Annotated in this window: 18 protein-coding genes; 14 read left to right on the top strand and 4 right to left on the bottom strand. The window is 31.6% G+C overall.

Features of this window, described 5'->3' with window-relative positions; translation table 11 throughout:
* The first annotated feature begins 41 nt into the window (after positions 1 to 41).
* The 8 genes from H8K90_RS16985 to H8K90_RS10170 all read left to right on the top strand — a co-directional run bounded on the left by H8K90_RS16985 (position 42) and on the right by H8K90_RS10170 (position 9,223).
* Entirely contained in the window at positions 42 to 167 is a 126-nt protein-coding gene (locus H8K90_RS16985) for a hypothetical protein (protein WP_261799351.1), read from the top strand.
* A complete protein-coding gene (locus tag H8K90_RS10200) occupies positions 157 to 684 on the top strand; it encodes a hypothetical protein (protein WP_186845858.1) in 528 nt (175 codons plus the stop codon). The genes H8K90_RS16985 and H8K90_RS10200 overlap by 11 nt, the downstream gene beginning before the upstream one ends.
* Positions 685 to 724: 40 nt before the next feature.
* Positions 725 to 1,156, top strand: coding sequence for a hypothetical protein (locus H8K90_RS10195; protein ID WP_186845857.1), 432 nt, complete (start codon positions 725 to 727; stop codon positions 1,154 to 1,156).
* Positions 1,157 to 1,175: 19 nt separating this feature from the next.
* Positions 1,176 to 2,042: a tetratricopeptide repeat protein gene (locus H8K90_RS10190; RefSeq protein ID WP_186845856.1), complete on the top strand. Its 867-nt coding sequence runs from the start codon at positions 1,176 to 1,178 to the stop codon at positions 2,040 to 2,042.
* Between the two features lie 20 nt (positions 2,043 to 2,062).
* Entirely contained in the window at positions 2,063 to 2,602 is a 540-nt protein-coding gene (locus tag H8K90_RS10185) for a DUF6252 family protein (protein ID WP_186845855.1), read from the top strand.
* A 141-nt stretch (positions 2,603 to 2,743) separates the two neighbouring features.
* Positions 2,744 to 3,172, top strand: coding sequence for a DUF2147 domain-containing protein (locus tag H8K90_RS10180; RefSeq protein ID WP_186845854.1), 429 nt, complete (start codon positions 2,744 to 2,746; stop codon positions 3,170 to 3,172).
* The gene (priA, locus tag H8K90_RS10175) at positions 3,169 to 5,619 is read left to right on the top strand and encodes a replication restart helicase PriA (RefSeq protein WP_186845853.1); all 2,451 of its coding nucleotides are present in this window, start codon (positions 3,169 to 3,171) and stop codon (positions 5,617 to 5,619) included. Before H8K90_RS10180 ends, priA begins: the two co-directional genes overlap by 4 nt.
* A 160-nt stretch (positions 5,620 to 5,779) precedes the next feature.
* Entirely contained in the window at positions 5,780 to 9,223 is a 3,444-nt protein-coding gene (locus H8K90_RS10170) for a DUF7619 domain-containing protein (RefSeq protein WP_186845852.1), read from the top strand.
* Positions 9,224 to 9,313: 90 nt separating this feature from the next.
* Here H8K90_RS10170 and H8K90_RS10165 read toward each other — a convergent pair whose 3' ends face one another.
* Positions 9,314 to 10,009, bottom strand: a complete 696-nt coding sequence (locus H8K90_RS10165; protein ID WP_008271090.1) for a LytR/AlgR family response regulator transcription factor — start codon at positions 10,007 to 10,009, stop codon at positions 9,314 to 9,316.
* 202 nt (positions 10,010 to 10,211) lie between these two features.
* Between H8K90_RS10165 and rpsF the strand changes: the two genes are divergently transcribed.
* The 5 genes from rpsF (at position 10,212) to H8K90_RS10140 (ending at position 12,791) form a co-directional block, all read left to right on the top strand.
* Positions 10,212 to 10,562 carry a 30S ribosomal protein S6 gene (rpsF, locus tag H8K90_RS10160; protein ID WP_186845851.1) on the top strand — a complete coding sequence of 117 codons (351 nt, stop codon included), beginning with the start codon at positions 10,212 to 10,214 and terminating at the stop codon, positions 10,560 to 10,562.
* A 2-nt stretch (positions 10,563 to 10,564) separates the two neighbouring features.
* Complete coding sequence (rpsR, locus tag H8K90_RS10155) at positions 10,565 to 10,861, top strand: 30S ribosomal protein S18 (protein ID WP_186845850.1); 297 nt, start codon at positions 10,565 to 10,567, stop codon at positions 10,859 to 10,861.
* A gap of 14 nt (positions 10,862 to 10,875) precedes the next feature.
* Positions 10,876 to 11,325: a 50S ribosomal protein L9 gene (gene rplI / locus H8K90_RS10150; RefSeq protein ID WP_186845849.1), complete on the top strand. Its 450-nt coding sequence runs from the start codon at positions 10,876 to 10,878 to the stop codon at positions 11,323 to 11,325.
* A 74-nt stretch (positions 11,326 to 11,399) separates the two neighbouring features.
* Positions 11,400 to 12,266: a glycerophosphodiester phosphodiesterase family protein gene (locus H8K90_RS10145; protein ID WP_186845848.1), complete on the top strand. Its 867-nt coding sequence runs from the start codon at positions 11,400 to 11,402 to the stop codon at positions 12,264 to 12,266.
* Between the two features lie 48 nt (positions 12,267 to 12,314).
* Entirely contained in the window at positions 12,315 to 12,791 is a 477-nt protein-coding gene (locus tag H8K90_RS10140) for a DUF6495 family protein (RefSeq protein WP_186845847.1), read from the top strand.
* Here the strand turns inward: H8K90_RS10140 and H8K90_RS10135 are convergent.
* On the bottom strand, positions 12,788 to 12,967 hold the full coding sequence (locus H8K90_RS10135) for a hypothetical protein (protein WP_186845846.1): 180 nt from the start codon (positions 12,965 to 12,967) through the stop codon (positions 12,788 to 12,790). The genes H8K90_RS10140 and H8K90_RS10135 overlap by 4 nt on opposite strands.
* A 73-nt stretch (positions 12,968 to 13,040) precedes the next feature.
* Positions 13,041 to 14,282: an ABC transporter permease gene (locus H8K90_RS10130; protein WP_186845845.1), complete on the bottom strand. Its 1,242-nt coding sequence runs from the start codon at positions 14,280 to 14,282 to the stop codon at positions 13,041 to 13,043.
* A gap of 331 nt (positions 14,283 to 14,613) precedes the next feature.
* Between H8K90_RS10130 and hisS the strand changes: the two genes are divergently transcribed.
* Positions 14,614 to 16,263 (top strand): histidine--tRNA ligase, encoded by a 1,650-nt coding sequence (gene hisS, locus H8K90_RS10125; protein WP_186845844.1) that lies wholly within the window; start codon positions 14,614 to 14,616, stop codon positions 16,261 to 16,263.
* Between the two features lie 74 nt (positions 16,264 to 16,337).
* On the opposite strand, the gene H8K90_RS10120 is transcribed toward hisS, so the two are convergent.
* Positions 16,338 to 19,616 carry a LamG-like jellyroll fold domain-containing protein gene (locus tag H8K90_RS10120; protein ID WP_186845843.1) on the bottom strand — a complete coding sequence of 1,093 codons (3,279 nt, stop codon included), beginning with the start codon at positions 19,614 to 19,616 and terminating at the stop codon, positions 16,338 to 16,340.
* Between the last annotated feature and the right edge of the window lie 272 nt (positions 19,617 to 19,888).

Here is a 19,888-nt window from a genome sequence, read left to right as displayed (position 1 = left end):
TCAATTAATAGCTGGTTAAAAATAGCGATAAATTGTCAAAAATGAGCTACAAAAACAACGTTAATACATTTAAAGTCAACGATAATAAGTTTGCTATGGTAATTCCTATAAATATGTTGTTGTTTTATATAACATTAATCGAAATAAACCAACGTTATGAAAACTAAATTAAAACTCTTCACAATCGCTTTACTTGTATTATCAATAATGAGTTGCTCAAGTAATGATGATTCAAATTCTGATGGTGAAGTATATGGAACCATCCAATTATCAGGTCCAGACACTTCAAGTGTTGGTAGCACTTTAGTTGTTGGTAATATTAGTGAAGATGCTTTTAATACTACAGGTACTTCAGATTCTGTTGTTTTATTAGATGAAAATACCACAATAGAAAATGATGAATTGGTGCCAACAGATTTTTCAAATGCCTTTGTCATTGTGGCAGCAGAGTTTACTGTTAATACCGAGGTTAATAAAGCTATTTCAATGACCATATTAAAAGATGGAGTAGAATACAGTTACGTATGTTCTACACCACCAACAACTGCTGCTGATAATACAGATTGTGGTACAGGATTTAGTGTAGATAAGATTGCTAAAGAAATTGTATTTAGTAATACAACAGTTATAAATGTAGATACAGAAACGATTTTAACTATGAATGGAACTATAAACTATGATTAACTGTAGTCATCATATTTATAAGCAACAAAATAATTCCCTCATGAAAACAAAAAATAGTCTTAATCAACTAGCAGTAGTAGTCATTTTAATTCTTTTTTTAATACCTGCTTCTAGCTGGTCTCAAAAAAGAATTAAGCCTCCAAAGCGAGCATCAAAGGTAGCAAGTGTAGATCAGTTTGTTAATCATTCATTTGATTTGTATCACAAGGTTTTTGTATACGATAGTTTAGTAAAAGCTGGCGTAGATGTGCCATCTGAAATTGAAGATGAACTAGTAGAGCGTGCAGAGCAAAATATTGATAGTCTATGGCAAGTTGTACCAGACATTGTAGATGACATTAGTGATGCTTCATTTATGAAACAGGCTAAAGCTACGCTTAACTTAAATAGAGCAAAAAAAGCATTGAAATTTTGCAGCACTACAGTAAAAGCTTATTTCATGGGAACTGAAGAAGAGGAAGATGATAATTAATGGTGTTAAATGAGTAATTATGAAATTAATAGTAGCAATTTTTATAGCAATTTTATGTCATTGTAAGGTTAATGGGCAATCATATAAAGCTGCTTTCAAATCTGATATATGTAATTGTATAGAAGAAGAAAGTCTAAAACGTCATCTCACAGAAAATGCCTATAAAACTTGTTTTAGAGAGACGCTACCAAAATATGCAACTCAAATTGATGCAGAAATTGTAGAAGAAGATATCAATCAAAAATTTTATAAGGGCCAATTAGCTCGAAAAGAATTGATTATCTCTTTGAATTATGAATTAATATATAGTTGCGATACCTATTACAACTACCTAGATCGAGAACGAACTAGTAAAAAACTCATTGCTAGAGAAAACGCGAAAGAAAGTGAGCTTGAGAGGTATAATCAAATGGTTGCATTGTCGCCAAATGCTATGGCATATTACATGAGAGCACAATTACAATTTTATTTAGGAAACATAAAAGAGGCAGAGGTTGATGTAAATAAAAGCTTAGAAGTAAATCCTAATAAAGACAATGTTAAATCTACACGACACGAGTTATTATTATTGGCCTGGATCTACGAAGAGCAAGAACGTTACTCGGAAGCTATAGTGCTTTATGATAAAATTTATTTAGGTGATTTAGATACTGAGGTGGCAAGATTAAGAGCTTTAGCAGATAAAAAATCTGGAGGTACCGAACCAAATATGCTGATTATTAATAAAAACACAAAATCCAGCGAAAGGAGAATACCTGATGATAAAAAACGATCAAGAAGTTCTTCAAGACAAATCAAGGATAAAGCAAAAACTAAAGAGGTAAAAGCGAAAACAAAGAAGAAAGATACATCTTCATTGCGCAAATTATTAAAAATTGGTAATTAATTCACAAAAACGATTTAATCATGAAAAAAATATTTTTTTTATTCCTAACACTAGTATTATTTACAGGTTGTAGTAGTAATGACGATTCTAGTGATTCAGATAATCTAGATGGTGCTTATTTAACAGCTAAAGTAAATGGGCAAAATTTTGTAGCTGAAGGCAATAGCCTTTTTGATGGAGTACATGCTCAATTAGTGGAAGCAGGTCCTGTTTTTGCCTTTGCAATTGGCGCAGCTTCTTTTGATGGTAGTACTAATACTGAAGCAATAGGTATAGGTTTAGGTGGTTTAGATTTTAATGTAATAACGGCAGGAACAGAATATTTTGCTCAACAAGAGGATATTACAGTGAGTGGTTATTATAGTGAACAAGATGAAAATGGAACATATCTTAGTTCAGAGTCAGAGTTAAATGCCTATGTAAAAATAACAGCTATAGATAAAGTCAATAAAATTGTATCTGGAGAGTTTTACTTTACAGCAATAGATGATGACAACCCAAATATTTTATACAATGTCACTGATGGTATTTTTAATGATGTTCAATACACTGACGAATAATTATTTTTTTTGTTTAGTCTTTTAAAAACCATCTCAATTTGAGATGGTTTTTTTAAATAAACCTATTACTTTTGAAATATTATATGAGTTTTTGCAGTTATTTTAAATAAGAAATAATTTTAAACTCAAAAACACCTGGTCATGTTTAAAAATTTCATATTACTTTTTGTAATGTACTTTATGCTGATGAGTCTTTCGGCTCAGTCGGTTATAGGTAAATGGAAAACAATTGATGATGAGACGGGCGAAGAAAAATCGATAGTAGAGATTTATGAGGTTGAAGGAAAGATTTATGGTAAAATTTTAAAAGTAATAAACGCCAAACGTAAAAATCCACTTTGTGATAAATGTGAAGGTAAAAATAAAGATAAACCCATTATTGGGATGGTAATTATTGACGGATTAAAAAAAGATGATGACGTTTACGAAGGAGGAAATATACTAAACCCAACCAATGGAAAAGTATATAAATGTCGACTAAAAATTGAAGATGACAAAGATACACTACAAGTAAGAGGTTACATAGCCTTCTTCTACAAAACCCAATATTGGAAACGCGTTAGCGAGTGATCTATTTCTTAGATGTCATATTGCCAATTCCTCTTCAAAAAGCCTTTACGTATCACATTACAGAAGCAGAAGCTCAATTCATTAAACCTGGTATGCGTGTTGCTGTACCTTTTGGTAAGAGCAAAATCTATACTGCTTTAGCCTATAAAATCCATAATAATCCGCCAACAGCTTATGAGGCAAAAACCATTCATCAAATTTTAGATGAAGTACCTGTTGTTACTCAAACCCAACTAAAACATTGGGAATGGATTGCTAAATATTATATGTGTAGTGTTGGAGAGGTAATGCGTGCAGCAATGCCTAATGCATTTATTTTAGAAAGCGAAACCATCATCTCTAAAAACGATAAAATAGAAGTTAAAGATTCAGAATTAAAAGATGATGAATTTTTAATTTATGAAGCTTTACACCATCAGTCCTCATTAAAAATTAATGATGTGGTGTCAATTTTAGACAAAAAGCGCGTATTACCAGTTATTAATGGGCTGGTAGAAAAAGGAATTCTGAATTTACAAGAAGAACTTTATGAAAAATACACTCCAAAATTAGTGCGATATGTTAAGTTGCACGAAAGCTATAAAACAGAAAAAAACCTTCAAGAGTTATTAGAAGAATTAAGTCGTGCGCCAAAACAGCGCGAAGTTATTTTGGCATTGTTTACTTTAGAAGCCTCTAATCAGCCTATAAAGGTTACTGAATTAGCGGAGCGAAGCGGAGCTTCAAGCGCTATAATTAAGACTTTAATTGATAAGTCTATTCTAGAAGAGTATCATATAAGAACTGATAGAATTAAATTTGAGGGGGAAGGAGATGCAGATGTTAAAACTTTAAACGAAGCCCAATTAGTAGCCTTTAATGAGATTGAAGACGCTTTTCAATCAAAATCAGTTGCGCTTTTGCATGGAGTAACATCTTCTGGTAAAACAGAAATCTATGTGCAACTCATTAAAAAGCAATTAGATTCTGGAAAACAAGTACTATATCTATTACCAGAAATTGCCTTAACAACACAGTTAGTGCAGCGATTACAAGACTATTTTGGAGATAAGGTGGCAGTATTCCATAGTAGATATTCAGGTAATGAAAGGGTAGAGGTTTGGAATAATATGCTCAAAAATTCTGAAAAAGCTCAAGTTGTTATCGGAGCGCGTTCATCCTTGTTATTACCATTTAATAATCTAGGCTTAATTATAGTAGACGAAGAGCATGAGCAATCCTATAAACAATTCGATCCTGCTCCACGTTATCATGCCAGAGATGCTGCTATTGTATTGGCTAATTTACATAGTGCCAAAACACTTTTAGGCTCAGCAACACCAAGTCTAGAGAGTTATTTTAATGCTAGCCAAGGTAAATATGGATTAATAGAGTTAAATACACGCTACAATAATGTATTAATGCCAGATATTGAATTGGTAGATTTAGCTGATAAATACAAACGCAAGCGAATGAAAGGTCATTTTAGTGACCGACTTATTGAAGAAATGACCGAAACCTTAGAACAAGGGTTTCAAATTATACTATTTCAAAACAGAAGAGGCTTTTCTCCTATTATAGAGTGTACTACCTGCGGAACATCTCCTCAATGTCCTAATTGTGATGTAAGTTTAACTTATCATCAATACAGAGATCAATTGCGTTGTCATTATTGTGGTTATAACTCTATGATGCTAAAAAGTTGTCAAGCTTGTGGAAATGCAACTTTGGATACAAAAGGATTTGGTACAGAGCAGATAGAAGAAGAGGTAAAAGCGCTATTCCCTGAAAAGAAAGTTGCTCGCATGGACTTAGATACGACGCGAGGCAAATATGGTTTTGAGAAAATTATAAATAGCTTTGAACAGCGCGAAGTCGATATTTTAGTTGGCACACAAATGTTGACTAAAGGTTTAGACTTTAGACATGTGAAGCTGGTTGGTATTATGAATGCGGATAATTTGCTCAACTTTCCAGATTTTAGAGCACACGAGCGTAGTTATCAACTAATGGCTCAGGTATCTGGTAGGGCAGGACGTACAGATTTAAGAGGAAAGGTGTTGATTCAAACTTATAATCCACATCATAATATTTTGCAGCAAGTATCTACTAATTCATTTAAAGACATGTTCGCTGAGCAAATGAATGATAGATATAACTATAAATATCCACCAATTTATAGGTTAATTAAAATAACATTTAAGCATAAGGATTACAATCGTGTTAACTTAGCTGCAGATTGGTACGCTAAATCATTAAGACAAGTCTTTAAAGCTAATGTTTTAGGACCAGAGTTTCCGCCAGTATCTAGAATTCGTAATCTTTATCTAAAAAACATATTACTTAAAATTCCAGAAAAACAATCATTAGCTAAAACAAAAGAAGCCATTATTAAAATAGATAATAGTTTTAATGCTGTAAAGGATTTTAGGGCTGTGAGAGTCATTATTAATGTTGATAATTATTAAGTTCCACTAAGGCTAGATAATTCTTCCCAATTGTCATAAAGTGCGTCTGAATCAATAAGGTTATTTCATTTAGTTGAATATTTAATTGTCTTTTTAACGCAACTCTTTTTCGTTTTTTACATCTTCTAAGTGAAAAAGGAAACTAACAAAATCAATCGCTATGAAGAAAATTATACTATTACTTATTCTCGTTTGTCAATCATTTTTAAGTTTCTCTCAAGACCCAACGGTTAATATCGTTAGTACTTTGAATAGTTATCCATTAATCGAAGGTGATATATTCACATTTAAGATAAGTTTAAATATGCCTACAAACTCGGATGTTATTCTTAATATTGAAACAATTGCAGATACGGCTGATGAAACTGACTATACATCATTAACAACAACCGTCATAATTCCTGCAGGAGATTTAAGTAGTAACGAACTTAGTATTGCTACGAATAATGATTCTGTTATAGAAGAAAATGAATCTTTTTCGATTGAGGCTTCAGTAACTTCTAATAACACTCATAATATAGATATTTCTCAATCAATTATACTATGGGATAATGATACTACGCCTACTGTAGAGACTTGGCCTACCAGAAATTTGATAGAAGGACAAGGATTTACATTTTCAGTTTCATTAAGCAATTATTATCGTGAGGATATAACTATAGATCTTACGACTTTACCTGGCAGTGCTGATGTTTCTGATTATATCACAACAACTACAATATTAACAATACCAGCTGGGAAACTTGATGCAAGTTATACAATATCAACAATAGAAGATGATACACCAGAAGAAGACGAAATCTATACAATTAATTTTACAGTGACTTCAGGTAACACAACTAATAGTTTTTTTGAAGTTATAGTAACTATACTAGACAATGACACTATTCCTACACTCAGCTTTGTACAATACCATTACTCCGAAAGTAATCCGGCGAGTGTAAGAATAATTATGGATAGGGTATTTAACTCAGATGTAATAATACAATTAGAAACTTCTAATGGCACTGCTGATGATTCTGATTACACAGATATTTTACAAACAAAAACCATAGAAGTAGGTGATGATGATGTTGTTTTTCAAATTCCAGTCATTGATGATGATATAGACGAACCACAAGAAACTATAAATTTTATAGCTACAGTTTTTTCTGGTAATACCACAAATAATTCTGAAAGCGGAATTGTAACTATTATCGATAACGATGGGCTTCCAGATTTTTATTTAGCAAGAGTTTATAACCCTAATACAGGTGAATCTGATGACAGTCTTGTAGCAGTAGAAGGCTACGAACTTCAATTTGTACCAAGATTAACACATCCCAGCACAATAGATACTGAAATTCAGATTACAACAACAAATGGAACCGCAGATAATTCAGACTATACAACGTCTATAATAACTACTACAATTCCAGCTGGTCAGGATTATAATAATGAAATATTAAGTTACCCAACTATTTTAGATCAACAAGATGAAGATGATGAAAATATTTTTATAAATGCGGTTGTAACTTCTGAAAACACTTATAATAATGAATATACTTTAGAGGGCATTATTTTAGATAATTATCACCTTAATGCGCAACCAGACAACATCACGGCAGTACTAGAAGTTGGTGCAACATTTCAGGTACTAAATAATGATACGTTTGAAGGATTACCTGTTAATCCGCTAGATTTAAATGTGTCTTTGGTGAGCACGAATACCTTTGGTTTTTCTTTAAGCCCATCAGGAGTATTAACTATTCCAGTAGATTTATCAATTGGCAATTATTATTTAGACTATGAAATTTGTTTAGCAGCAAATACAACTAATTGTGACATTGCAAGGATTATTGTTGAAGTTGAATCTCCAATCCAAACTATTGTTACTATAGCATACAATGATTTTAATGGAGACGGTTATACGAGCGTTGGTGATACTATTGAGTTTGACTTTGCTGTTACAAATAATGGAAATTTGCCTGTGACGAATATTGATGGTTTTGCATCCTATCCTCAAAATATTAATATAGTTGGTGGTCCATTAGCAAGTTTAGACACTGGAGAAATGGATAATACAACATTTTCAGCCATGCACATTATTACACAAAATGATATTAATTTTGGTTTCCACATTTTTAGTTGGTTTGGTGTAATAAACTTTTTGGGTACTTATTACGATTCAGAAGTCATTGAAAGTGTATATCCAGAATTTAGTTTAGAAAGGTCGGACGGTTTAAAACTTAATGCTTTTGTAGATACTAATGGTAATGGTACTCAAGAAGCAGATGAAATTAATTTTCCATTAGGGCAATTCAATTATGAAATCAATAACGATGGCGTGGTCAATAATTTATATGTATCACTACATTATTTGTATGAATCTAATCCGAATTCAACCTACGATTTATCCTATACGATAGATTCTGATTATACGGCTTATTATGCTACAAACGCTAATTTTATTGATATAACTATTCCTGAAGGTTCAAATATTACAACTTACGATTTTCCGATAACAGTATCATCTTATGCTGATTTAGCAATAGAAGTTTCTGCATCTTTACAACCACCAATGCCAGGTTTTGAGTATTGGAACTATATAAGTTATACGAATAATTCTAATGAAACAGTAACTTCTGGAACTATAAATTTTATTATAGATGAGGCTTTAGATTTACTAAACGTTTATGAAGCACCAGACTATTTGAATGCTGATAATATAGCATCTATTGCTACAACTAGTGAGGGTTTTTCTTATGTATTTAATGATTTGGGTCCATTTGAAACTAAGAACCTTTGGGTAAGAATGCAGGTTCCAACTTTACCAACAGTAAGTCTAGGGCAACTCATTACAAACACTGTTGACATAGAATTACTTTCAGGAGATATTCTACCATTAAATAATGCTTCTGATCTGACACAAACCATTGTTGGTTCTTACGACCCTAACGATATTACTGAAAAACATGGTGAAGAGATTGTATATTCTACATTTACTACCGATGATTATCTTACTTATACCATACGATTTGAAAATACAGGAACTGCCAATGCTATTAATGTAAGAATTGAAGATGTATTAGACGACCAATTAGACGAGTCTACATTGAAAATGGTAGATGCAAGCCATTCATATACTTTAGAACGCGTAGGAAAGTATTTAGAGTGGAATTTCGCAGGCATAGATTTGCCTCCTTCTGAAGATAATATAGATTCGCAAATTGGTCATGGATTTATAACTTTTAAAATAAAACCTTTCCCAGATTATGAAATAGGTGATGTTATCCTGAATACGGCAGAAATCTATTTTGATTTTAATCCTGCAATAGTAACTAATACTTGGACCACAACTTTTGTGGAAAGCTTAGGTACTGCTGAAAGTGAATTAAAAATGATAAAAATGTACCCAAATCCAGTGGAGGATAAACTTCAAATTTCTAATAATTCAGTGTTAACATCTTTAGAAATAACATCGATCCATGGAAAACAAATTTTCACTAAGATAATTAATGATACTGGTGTAGAAATTGATATGAGTGGTTTTGAAAGTGGCATCTATTTTATAAGAGTGATTAGTCTAAATCAAGAAAGAGTTATGAAATTAATCAAGCAATAATATAACTCTTAACAATAAAAAAATCCCGATGTATTTATCGGGATTTTAATAAACTATTATGTAATGCTTTAAATTTTTAATGTAAAGTTTTTACATATTGTTTAAAGCATCAACTAATTGGGTCTTTTTATTTCGACTCAAAGGAATTTCATAGGCTCCAACTTCAACATTTTTACTGTTAAAGCGGTCAATTTTATCGAGATTCACAATGTAGGATTTGTGAATTCTTAAAAATTTACCTTCAGGTAATTCCTGTTCAAAAGCCTTCATTGTAGATAATACTACTAGGCTGTTTTCTTCTGTTACTACCTTTACGTAGTCACCAAGTGCTTCAATCCATTTAATATCCTTAATATAAACTTTACGTTTTTTAAGGTTACTTTTCACAAAAATATGTTCACCATCCGTTTCGTTAAAGTCTAATTTAAGCTTGTGTTGCTCAATAGCTTTTTCGACGGCTGTGTTAAATCGTTCCTTCGTGATTGGTTTTTGAAGATAATCGGTAGCATCGTAGTTAAATGCTTTAAAAGCATATTCGGTTTTACCAGTAACAAAAATAATTTGGGGTTTGTTGTTGAGTACATCTAAGAGTTCAAAACCGTTTAATACAGGCATCTCTATATCTAAGAAGATAAGATCCACTTTGTGTGTATTAAGACCGTTTTTTGTTTCTAACGCACTGCTGTACTCTGCAATAAGGTTAAGTGAGGAATGATTCTCAATTAACTTTACTATAGAGAGACGTTGAATCGCAGAATCATCAACAACTACACAGTTTAAAGTCATAACATTAATATTTTATTAGGTTAAGATATCGACAATAGTACGATAATTTCGGTTAAAAAACAAATAATACCGACAAAGTGTATTTTTTAACATTTCCTTTATTGTAAAAATCAACTAGTAATTTTACTTTCAAAAACGTTGCCAGAATTAGAATTTATATGTATTTTTGCAGCCGTTTTAACAATAAACAAAACAATTAATTATGAATCATTATGAAACTGTTTTCATCTTAAATCCCGTTTTATCTGAAGATCAGATAAAGGAGACAGTAAAGAAATATGAGGATTTCCTCGTTTCTAAAGGTGCTAAGATGATTGCCAAAGAAGATTGGGGACTAAAAAAGTTAGCTTACCCTATCCAAAACAAAAAAAGTGGTTTTTACCATTTATTTGAGTACACTGTTGCTGGTGAAGCAATTGAACCTTTAGAAGTAGAGTTTAGACGTGATGAGCGTTTTATGCGTTACTTAACTGTAAAATTAGACAAGCACGCTGTAGCTTGGGCTGAGAGAAGAAGAGAAAAACTTAAAGTTAAAGCAAAAGCAAAAGCGTAATTATGTCATCAATAGAACAACAAGCAAAAGGAAAAAAGGACGGAGAAATTAGATATCTTACTCCTTTAAATATAGAAACTTCTAAAAATAAGAAGTATTGTCGTTTCAAAAAATCTGGTATCAAGTATGTAGATTACAAAGATGCAGATTGGTTATTAGGTTTTGTAAACGAACAAGGTAAATTGTTACCAAGACGTTTAACAGGAACATCTTTAAAATACCAAAGAAAAGTATCTGTGGCTGTAAAAAGAGCTAGACATTTAGCTTTAATGCCATATGTTGCTGATTTATTAAAATAAAATATCATAACACAATGGAACTTATATTAAAACAAGACGTTGAAAATTTAGGATTTAAAGACGATATTGTATCTGTTAAGAACGGTTATGGTAGAAACTTTTTAATTCCTCAAGGTCAAGCTGTAATGGCTACGACTTCTGCAAAAAAAGTATTAGCAGAAACTTTAAAGCAACGCGCATTTAAAGAAAAGAAAATTATTGACGAAGCAAAAACTGTTGCTGAAGCATTAGCTGGTTTAGAAGTAAAAATAGCCTCTAAAGTTGGTGCTGGTGATAAGCTTTTTGGTTCAGTAAATAATATTGATTTAGCTGCGGCTTTACAAAAAGAAGGTCAAGAAATTGATAAAAAATTCATCAATGTAATTGGTGGTAATGTAAAGCGTTTAGGTAAATACAATGCTGTAATCAGATTACACAGAGAAGTTACTGTAGAATTACCATTTGAGGTAGTTGCGGGAGCTTAATCTCAATTTTTTATATTATTTAAAAACCGTTTAGTTTATCTAGACGGTTTTTTTAATTTTAGTATTCCATCAATATGAAACATTTATTACTAGCCTTTTTTTTAGTGCTTTTTTTAGGATGTAAAGATTCTAAAACTGATACGCCAGAAGTAATCACGCATTCTAAACTTATTGAAGTCTTTAACGCTTCAAAAGGAGATTATCCTAAAATTAGTGTACATCGCGGAGGTAAAAGCATTAAAAATTATCCTGAAAATTGTTTAGAAACAATTAAGTATGTTAATGAAAATATTTCTGCTATATACGAAATTGATGTGGCACAAACTAAAGATGGTCAATTAGTGTTAATGCACGACAATTCTATTGAAAGAACAACAAATGGCTCTGGATTGGTAAAAGATTTAACTTATAATGAACTTAAAAAATTCAATTTAGTTGACGATTATGGGAATAAGACCGATTTTAAAATTCCTTTGTTTTCTGAGGTTTTAGAATGGTGTAAAGCAAATAATGTCATCCTAACAGTAGATATAAAACGTAGTGTAAGTCAGAAAGCTGTTATTAACGCTATTAGAGAGGCAAAAGCAGAAGATATTAGCATTGTTATTACTTACGATGTTAACCAAGCAATTTCTGCTTTTGAGTATGCGCCAGAGTTATTGTTATCCGTTTCTGCTAGAAATGATAAGGAATTCGATAGGTTGCTGGCTACCAAAATCCCAACGAAAAATATGTTAGCCTTTACAGGAACACGTTTATCCGATGAGTCACTTTTTAAAAGATTGCACGCAGAAGATATTGTTTGTATTCTTGGAACACTAGGAAACTTAGACGGACAAGCCGAAGCAAGAGGTGATGAACTTTATAGCAAATGGATGAGTATAGGAGTAGATATAATAGCTACAGACAGACCGTTTGAAGCATTTAAAGCTATTAATTAATATAAATGAGATTCCGCATCAATTGCGGAATGACAAATAAATTTGTCAATGAAATATACAAGACTAACAAAAGAACAATTTGAAGAATTACACCAAGAATTCATCAATTTTTTAGCTACTCAATCTATCACTGCAGATGAGTGGGCAGACATTAAAGAAAACAAGCCAGAAGCCGCAGAGCAAGAGTTAGATGTTTTTAGTGATTTAGTTTGGTTTGGTGTATTGAGTAAAGTAGAATACCTGGAGCATATCTCACCAAATCAAATTCATTTGTTTCAATGTAATGAAAAAAACATGCGCTTAATTGCCTTGAAAATTGAAAATGAAGCAATAGATTTTACTTCTAAAGAAGGTTTTCAATGGTTAAGAGATAATTTGTTGTCTGATAGTATTCAATTTTATAATGCTAAAAAGGACTATTCGGACGATAAGCATTTAGATATCTTTAAAATGATTCAGTCTGGTGCAAATATTACAAAAGGAGAGTTATTTAATTATTTTGCTAATTTGATTAAAGGAGCTTAAAAGCCTCTAGATTGCTCTCTTTGTTCTTGAGCTCTCTTCTGTTTTAAGTCATTTTTTTGTCTTTCTACAGAGCCAAATTTTCTGTGGTATGGAAGTGGTCGGTCGTAAGGTTTGTCGACATCACTAAGTAGAAGATTTCTGAAAAAGTTATTTAGTTTTATAAAGAATTCTTTCATGATAAAAAATAATTTGCTTGGCGCTCAAACTTTCTAATTAATATACAACATATATTCCTTTATCGCAGGTAAATTACTCATAACGCAACGACTCAATAGGATCTAATTTAGCAGCTTTGGTAGCTGGATATAACCCTGAAATTACTGCTACAATAAAAGCAATAGTCGTTGCCCAAATCATAGCCACCCAAGGTGTAGAAAAGTCTAATTCAAAACCTTTTGCAACTCCCCAACCAATTAAAATTCCGAGGGCAATACCTATAATTCCACCAAGTTGACCAATAATTATAGTTTCCATAAAGAACTGAAAAGCAATGGTTTTAGCTTTAGCACCTAAAGCTTTACGTACACCTATTTCTCTTGTGCGTTCTGTAACGGAAACAAGCATAATATTCATAAGTGCAATGGTAGAACCAAATATGGTGATGATACTAATAATCCATGCTGCTATGTATAATGTAGAGGTGTTTTCAGCAGCTCTATTTAATAAATCATCACTACGTTCTATTCCAAAATCATTCTTTTCAACTGGGTTTAAACCTCTAATATTTCTAAAAGTTAAAATAGCATCATCTTGTGCTCCTTCGAGCATATCTTGTTTATCTACTTTTACACTTAGTGTATAATTGATATTAGGATTTGTAAATATGGATCGGGCTTTCTGTATAGGAATAATCATTCGTAAATCTTGATTATTACCAAACGTCGATCCTTTTTCTTTTAATACACCAATAATCTTAAATTTAGATCCTCGTACACTTATAGTTTTGTTAATTGGATTGTCGTCAGGAAACAATGCTTTTTGTAAATCGCTACCAACAACGCAAACGGCACTACTATTTTCTATATCAAAAACGTTAAGCGAACGACCATTATCAATTTCTAAACCTGAGTTTTCTATAAAATTTTCGTTGGCACCAAGAACTCTTACTTCAGGATCTGTTTTTTTGTTTTCGTATTTTACTTCCGCAGTAAATGTACCCATAAAAGATACAGCAACTTTAGTAAAAGGAAAATCGTAATTATCTTCAAAATCTTTTACATTTCTGTAATTGATAACCGGATTAATCTTTTGACGTTCTCTTCTACTTTGTCGCTGCGCAGTAAATTCATAACGTTGAAAGTTAAAGGTATTAGCACCCATAGAAGAGAAACTGCCGGAAATAGTGTTTTCTAAGGCAGAAACACCACTTAAAATACCAACTAAGGCCATAATACCTATGGCAATTATTAAAACGGTTAAAATTGTTCTTAGTAATTGACTTTTAATAGAGTCGAAAGCAATTTTAATATTCTCCTTAGCTAATGAAAACATAGTGTTATGTATAGTTAGTTGGCTTGTTTAAAAGTATAAGACTACTTAAACACGATAAAGTTACTATAAAAACCAAATATCTTGGGTTTGGCTCTAAAAATTATAATATTTTTGTGATGAATTGAATGGACGAGAAGTTTTTTCTACTGTCATTTCGAGCGCAATTGAGAAGTTATAATTTAATAGTTTTAATACATTTCATTTTGCTTTGCAAAGTGCTTTCGATAAAAAATTATTTTATCTCAACCAATGCTCAATGTGACAGAATATTTCAATTTTTTTGAAAGTATTTTTTAATTAAAAAAGATTCCTGCTTTCGCAGGAAGTAAGCATGGCACAAAAACCAAGTATTCCTAAAGGCACCAGAGATTTTAATGCAGCAGAAGTTGCAAAGCGTTCTTATATCATGGAAACGATAAAAGAGCAGTTTCAAGTTTATGGATTTCAACCAATTGAAACTCCTAGTTTTGAAAACTCAGAAACCTTAATGGGAAAATATGGTGATGAAGGTGATCGCTTGATTTTTAAGATTTTGAATAGCGGAGACTATTTTAAAGACTTAAGAAAGAATGATGTTAAAATAGCCTTGAGAGTTTCAAATTTTTTTGGAGTTTATGATAAGATTTTACGCTCATTGGATGATGATTTAAGTTTTTCTGAAACCTTGAGAGAATCAATCGATGTTTATTTTAAGAATGATGATGATTATATAAAAGTGTTATTGAATAAAACCTTTAATATATTCAAAGAAGATTTTTTAAACTTTAAAAACTTAAACTCTGTTGGAAAAGAAACTGTAAAGTCCGATGCATTTATTGCTTTCTATAATGAGTATTTGAAAGAATACTCTATGAATTCCTATAAAAGCACTACGCTAATCTCCGAAAAAGCCCTTCGTTATGATCTAACTGTGCCTTTCGCACGTTACGTAGTACAACACCAAAACGAGATAGAATTCCCTTTTAAACGTTACCAAATTCAACCTGTTTGGCGTGCAGACCGTCCGCAAAAAGGACGTTTTAGAGAGTTTTACCAGTGTGATGCTGATGTTGTTGGGTCTAAATCGTTATTTCAAGAAGTTGAGTTTGTGCAGCTGTATGATGCGGTTTTTTCAGCTTTACAATTAGAAGGGGTTATTATAAAAATTAACAATCGTAAAATCTTATCTGGTATTGCCGAAGTGATTGGAGCCCAAGATAAGCTTATCGATTTTACAGTAGCATTAGATAAGCTTGATAAAATAGGTGAGGAGAAGGTAAAAGAAGAAATGCGTTCTAAAGGTATATCAGAAGAAGGTATTGCTAAACTTCAACCTTTATTCACACTTAAAGGTGATTTTGGAAACCAAGTAGAGAGTTTAAAATCTATTTTAAATGCTTCTGAAATCGGACTCAAAGGTATTGAAGAATTAGAATTTATAAATACTGCCATTTCAAACTTAGAATTAAAAACAGCAACACTGCAATTAGATGTTACCCTTGCTCGTGGGCTTAACTATTACACAGGTGCTATTTTTGAGGTTTCTGCACCAGATGGTGTAAAAATGGGTTCCATAGGAGGCGGAGGTCGTTACGATGATCTTACAGGCATTTTCGGCCTAAAAAATATGAGTGGAGTAGGCATCAGCTTTGGTTTAGATCGTATTTATTTAGTTTTAGAAGAATTAGGTTTGTTTCCTGATACAATTACCGAAGCTACAAAAGTGTTATTTATAAGTTTTGGTGATGAGGAGGCGATGGCTTCATTAAAAGCAGTATCCAAGTTAAGAGAAAATGGTGTAAAAGCCGAATTATATCCTGATGCGGTTACGTCTGGTAAGCAAATGAAAAAGCAAATGACCTATGCTAATCGTCGAAATATTCCGTATGTGGTTTTGGTTGGTGAGGAAGAATTAAATGCTAAGACCTTTGCGTTAAAGCATATGGAATCTGGTGAGCAAACTAAATTGCCATTCAATGAGTTGTTAGAAACTTTAAAATGAGTTTAATAAGAAAAGCCTCAGCTATAAATAGACTGAGACTTTTCTAATCACTAACTAACTAAAAACAATTGAAATTACTCAACTATTACTTTTCTGGTCAATACAGAATCGTTAACTGCATGTAACTTAATAATGTAAGCTCCAGCACTTAAATTTTTAATATCATATTCTGAATGATCCTTTCTTAATATATCTTTTATTGTAAAAATCGGTTGGCCTAGCATATTATATAGAACAATAGATTTTACTTCTATTTGGTTTGGGTTAATTAATACTATTTTGTTGATGTCATTAGCGTATACTATATTGAGACTACTCAAAATTTCATCATCAATATTAAGAGCCTCTGATGGCACACCAAACGTAATTTCGAAACGATCTAAGTGTTCACCTGCATTTAAATAAACTTCATAATTACTAGTTCTTAAATTATGATAGGTGTTTATAACGATATCATGTACATATATATCCATATCATTTGGAACATTTTCTAAGGCGTCAATTGTGATACGGTTTAAACCATTAGAATTGGTTTTTATACCCAAAGGATAGGTTGTAGAAACTTCAGCTTCATTACTAGCTTGAATAATATAGGCTTCATTTTGTATTACCCAAAACATATCGTCTATCTGATTTTCGTTTAATTTGCCATCGTAAGCCCAATCCACGTTGGGTGTTGTGCTTTCATCGATAGTTAAGAGTAATTGACGATGTAAGTTGTTTACAGAGTTAAAACCTATTCTAAATTTCATTCTACCATCAATGTTTTCTTCATTATTAGAATGTGTACTGCTTCTTAAAAATAGGGAGTTACTTCCTTCTTTTTTAAAGACACGTTGACCATTATTAAAATTAATAGTGCCACCATTTTCACCCATTACAAAAAAGCCCTGACCAACTGGTATGTAGCGTCCAGGTTTTTGTGTTAATACTTCGGAGTTGTTAATATTACCTTTTGTAGCTGCTGCAACTGCGCCTGCAAAATTATAAGTTGCATAACCTCCTTTGTAATCTTGTACAGCATGAGAGTTACCTCCATAATGTTTCCAAAAATATAGAGTACCACTAATTAAAGCGGAATCATTTATTCCATTATCTCTAATAAATTTATCCGCATCTATAGCAGATGGATATGGATTTCCGATTAAATATTCATTATCTGCAGCCAGATTAAGATTAATTTTTCCATTGTTGGGTTTTCCTGTAAATACATAATTCTGAAGTATTTCTGCAGTCCCAGTTCCAGGTCCTTTCATGGTAAAGCCTTCACCTGGAAAAATAGTTCCTGTTCTTCTAATATGTTGCCAGGAAGAATAGTTGTTATTAAGTTCATTTGCATACTTCCATACCCAATAATCTGCAATACGAATTGGATTAGATGGAGCTCCATTATAACCAGAAGATGAAAAATTAATTGGTAATGGATTTGAGGATGAAGTACCATCTTTCATTACATCACTAATTTTAAAACTATTGACTTCAGAGTTTTGTTTGGTAACAGGAGATGACCAATAATTGTATGTATAGGTATTTGCTGTACCTTGTTGATCGCGTTCAATTAAACCTTCGGAGGTAACATTTAGGTCACTTTTTAAAGTTTGAATTAATTGAGATTCACCTTCGAGATCTAATTTTCCATTAAGATTTAAGTAATGCGTAATAGTTAATCCATTTCCTGTACCACTGTCGTTATCTCCTTTTAATTTTAATGAATTAGCATCAATAGATAATCCTAAAATAATTCTGTTTAATTTATTTATAGCTGGTAAATCTGAATTATCCATCAATAAATTATGTTGAATTTTTACGATATTCCAATCTATAGTTGTGTTTGGGTTAACAATTGATGTTGAACCAGGTATGTACTGTAAATTTCCATTAGCCCAAGTTGAGTTATCGTCCCAATCTCCATCAAGATTTGTTTTATATGGTAATGGAGTGGTTTCAACGTCAACTGTCATTATATTTTTTAGTAATCCGTTATTGCCATTACCAGAAGCATCCATTGTATTATTATAAGTAAAGGCAGACATTGGATAATAGCCTGCTAAATCTGACCATGAAATTGTATTAATATCGTTTTTGGTAATTGAAGTTGGTAAGGCTTTACCAAATACTAAACCAGAATTATTTGCTATTTCTTGATTCATTATAAAACGTAGTTGGTCTTCTGTTAAATCCGTTTTCCAAATTCGTACTTCGTCAATATGTCCTCTAAAATGTTGTATAGGTCTATCTGTTCCGGCAGCACCTATAAGAAAGGATTCATTTGTAGCGACAGGAGCAGATTTTATTGCTGAATTGTCTAACACACCATCTATATAAATTGATACTTTAGAACCATTATATGTAATAGCCACATGGTGCCATATATTAAAAGGAATAGGTGTATAAGACTTTAGTGTTTGATAGCTTTCGTTTTTCCATTTAATTCTTAATTTATTATCACTGTTAAGTGTAATATCAAAGCCTTTTGTAAAACCAATATCTCTTTTTGATAGTATGGAAACTTCACCAAAATCATTATGATCTCTTTTAATCCATGCAGAAATCGTAAAACCGTCTGGATTTAATTCTAATTGATTTTGAATATCTATATAATCTTGATAACCATTGAAATAAATGGATCGCTCGATTGAAATTTGAGGTGAAAATCCAAAAGAAATATATGCCGTTTCTTCAAATTTATAGTTTGTTTCTAAATCTCCGTTTTCATCTAACGTCAGTATTCTGTAATCTGAGTTAGAATCAAATACATTAGAATTTGACACTAGCATATAAAAATTACCAAGTGAAGGATCATTTGCAATTGAGGCCCTTGGAATTTTAATAGTCATTGTTGGAGTATTTGTACTCGTCGGTATAATGGTCCAAATACGTTGTATCCTTTTTAAATAAACTTCAGTGTTTAAAGAAGTATTAGTTATACCAGAACTAAGGTCAGTCGCTATAGGTGAAGCTGTATAATTTAAATTTGCTTCATTATTTTCTATAGTTAAAAATTCTGTAGTTCCGTTAGCAGTTGGATTTTGTGCGTTGGCGTTGGCTAAACTAATTTTTAAAATATCAACATCTTCATTAATGTAACTGTTATTACTTTTATTTAATGGTGTAGTTATATCATTTGAATTTGTAGTTTTTAATTCTAACGTATTATGCAGTAAATCAATTGAATTTGGAAATTCATCGCTAAGTTCTTCTTGTATATTATATGCTAAATAAATATTTGGATTTTGTAACTGATCATTACCAAATAGAAAACTAAAATCTTGCAAAAAAGCTATGCAAGAAATAACGAGTATCACTATACCTTGGATATACGCTTTTCTTATATGTAAATCAGAAATTTTCATAAGCTGTTAATGTCAGATTTGAGGTTTAATGACGAGCAAACATAACAAAAAAAAATCTACGAAATGCAAAAAAATACGATAAAATGCACAAATAATTTTATTAAATTTTATAAAATACTGAAAATCAGAGTGTTGAAATTTTTAGCAATTTTAACTAAAAATATATGGTTGTAGGTAATTGTAGTATATTAGAGAAAAGAAAATAGAAATGCGATATTTATTAAAAAAGCCATTACAAGATTGTAATGGCTTTTTAAAAAATAAGAATAGTT

This window comes from Winogradskyella echinorum (assembly GCF_014297365.1).
GTDB classification, from domain to species: Bacteria; Bacteroidota; Bacteroidia; order Flavobacteriales; family Flavobacteriaceae; genus Winogradskyella; species Winogradskyella echinorum.
Note: the sequence above shows the minus strand (reverse complement) of the source record. Positions and strands in the feature narration are given on the sequence as shown.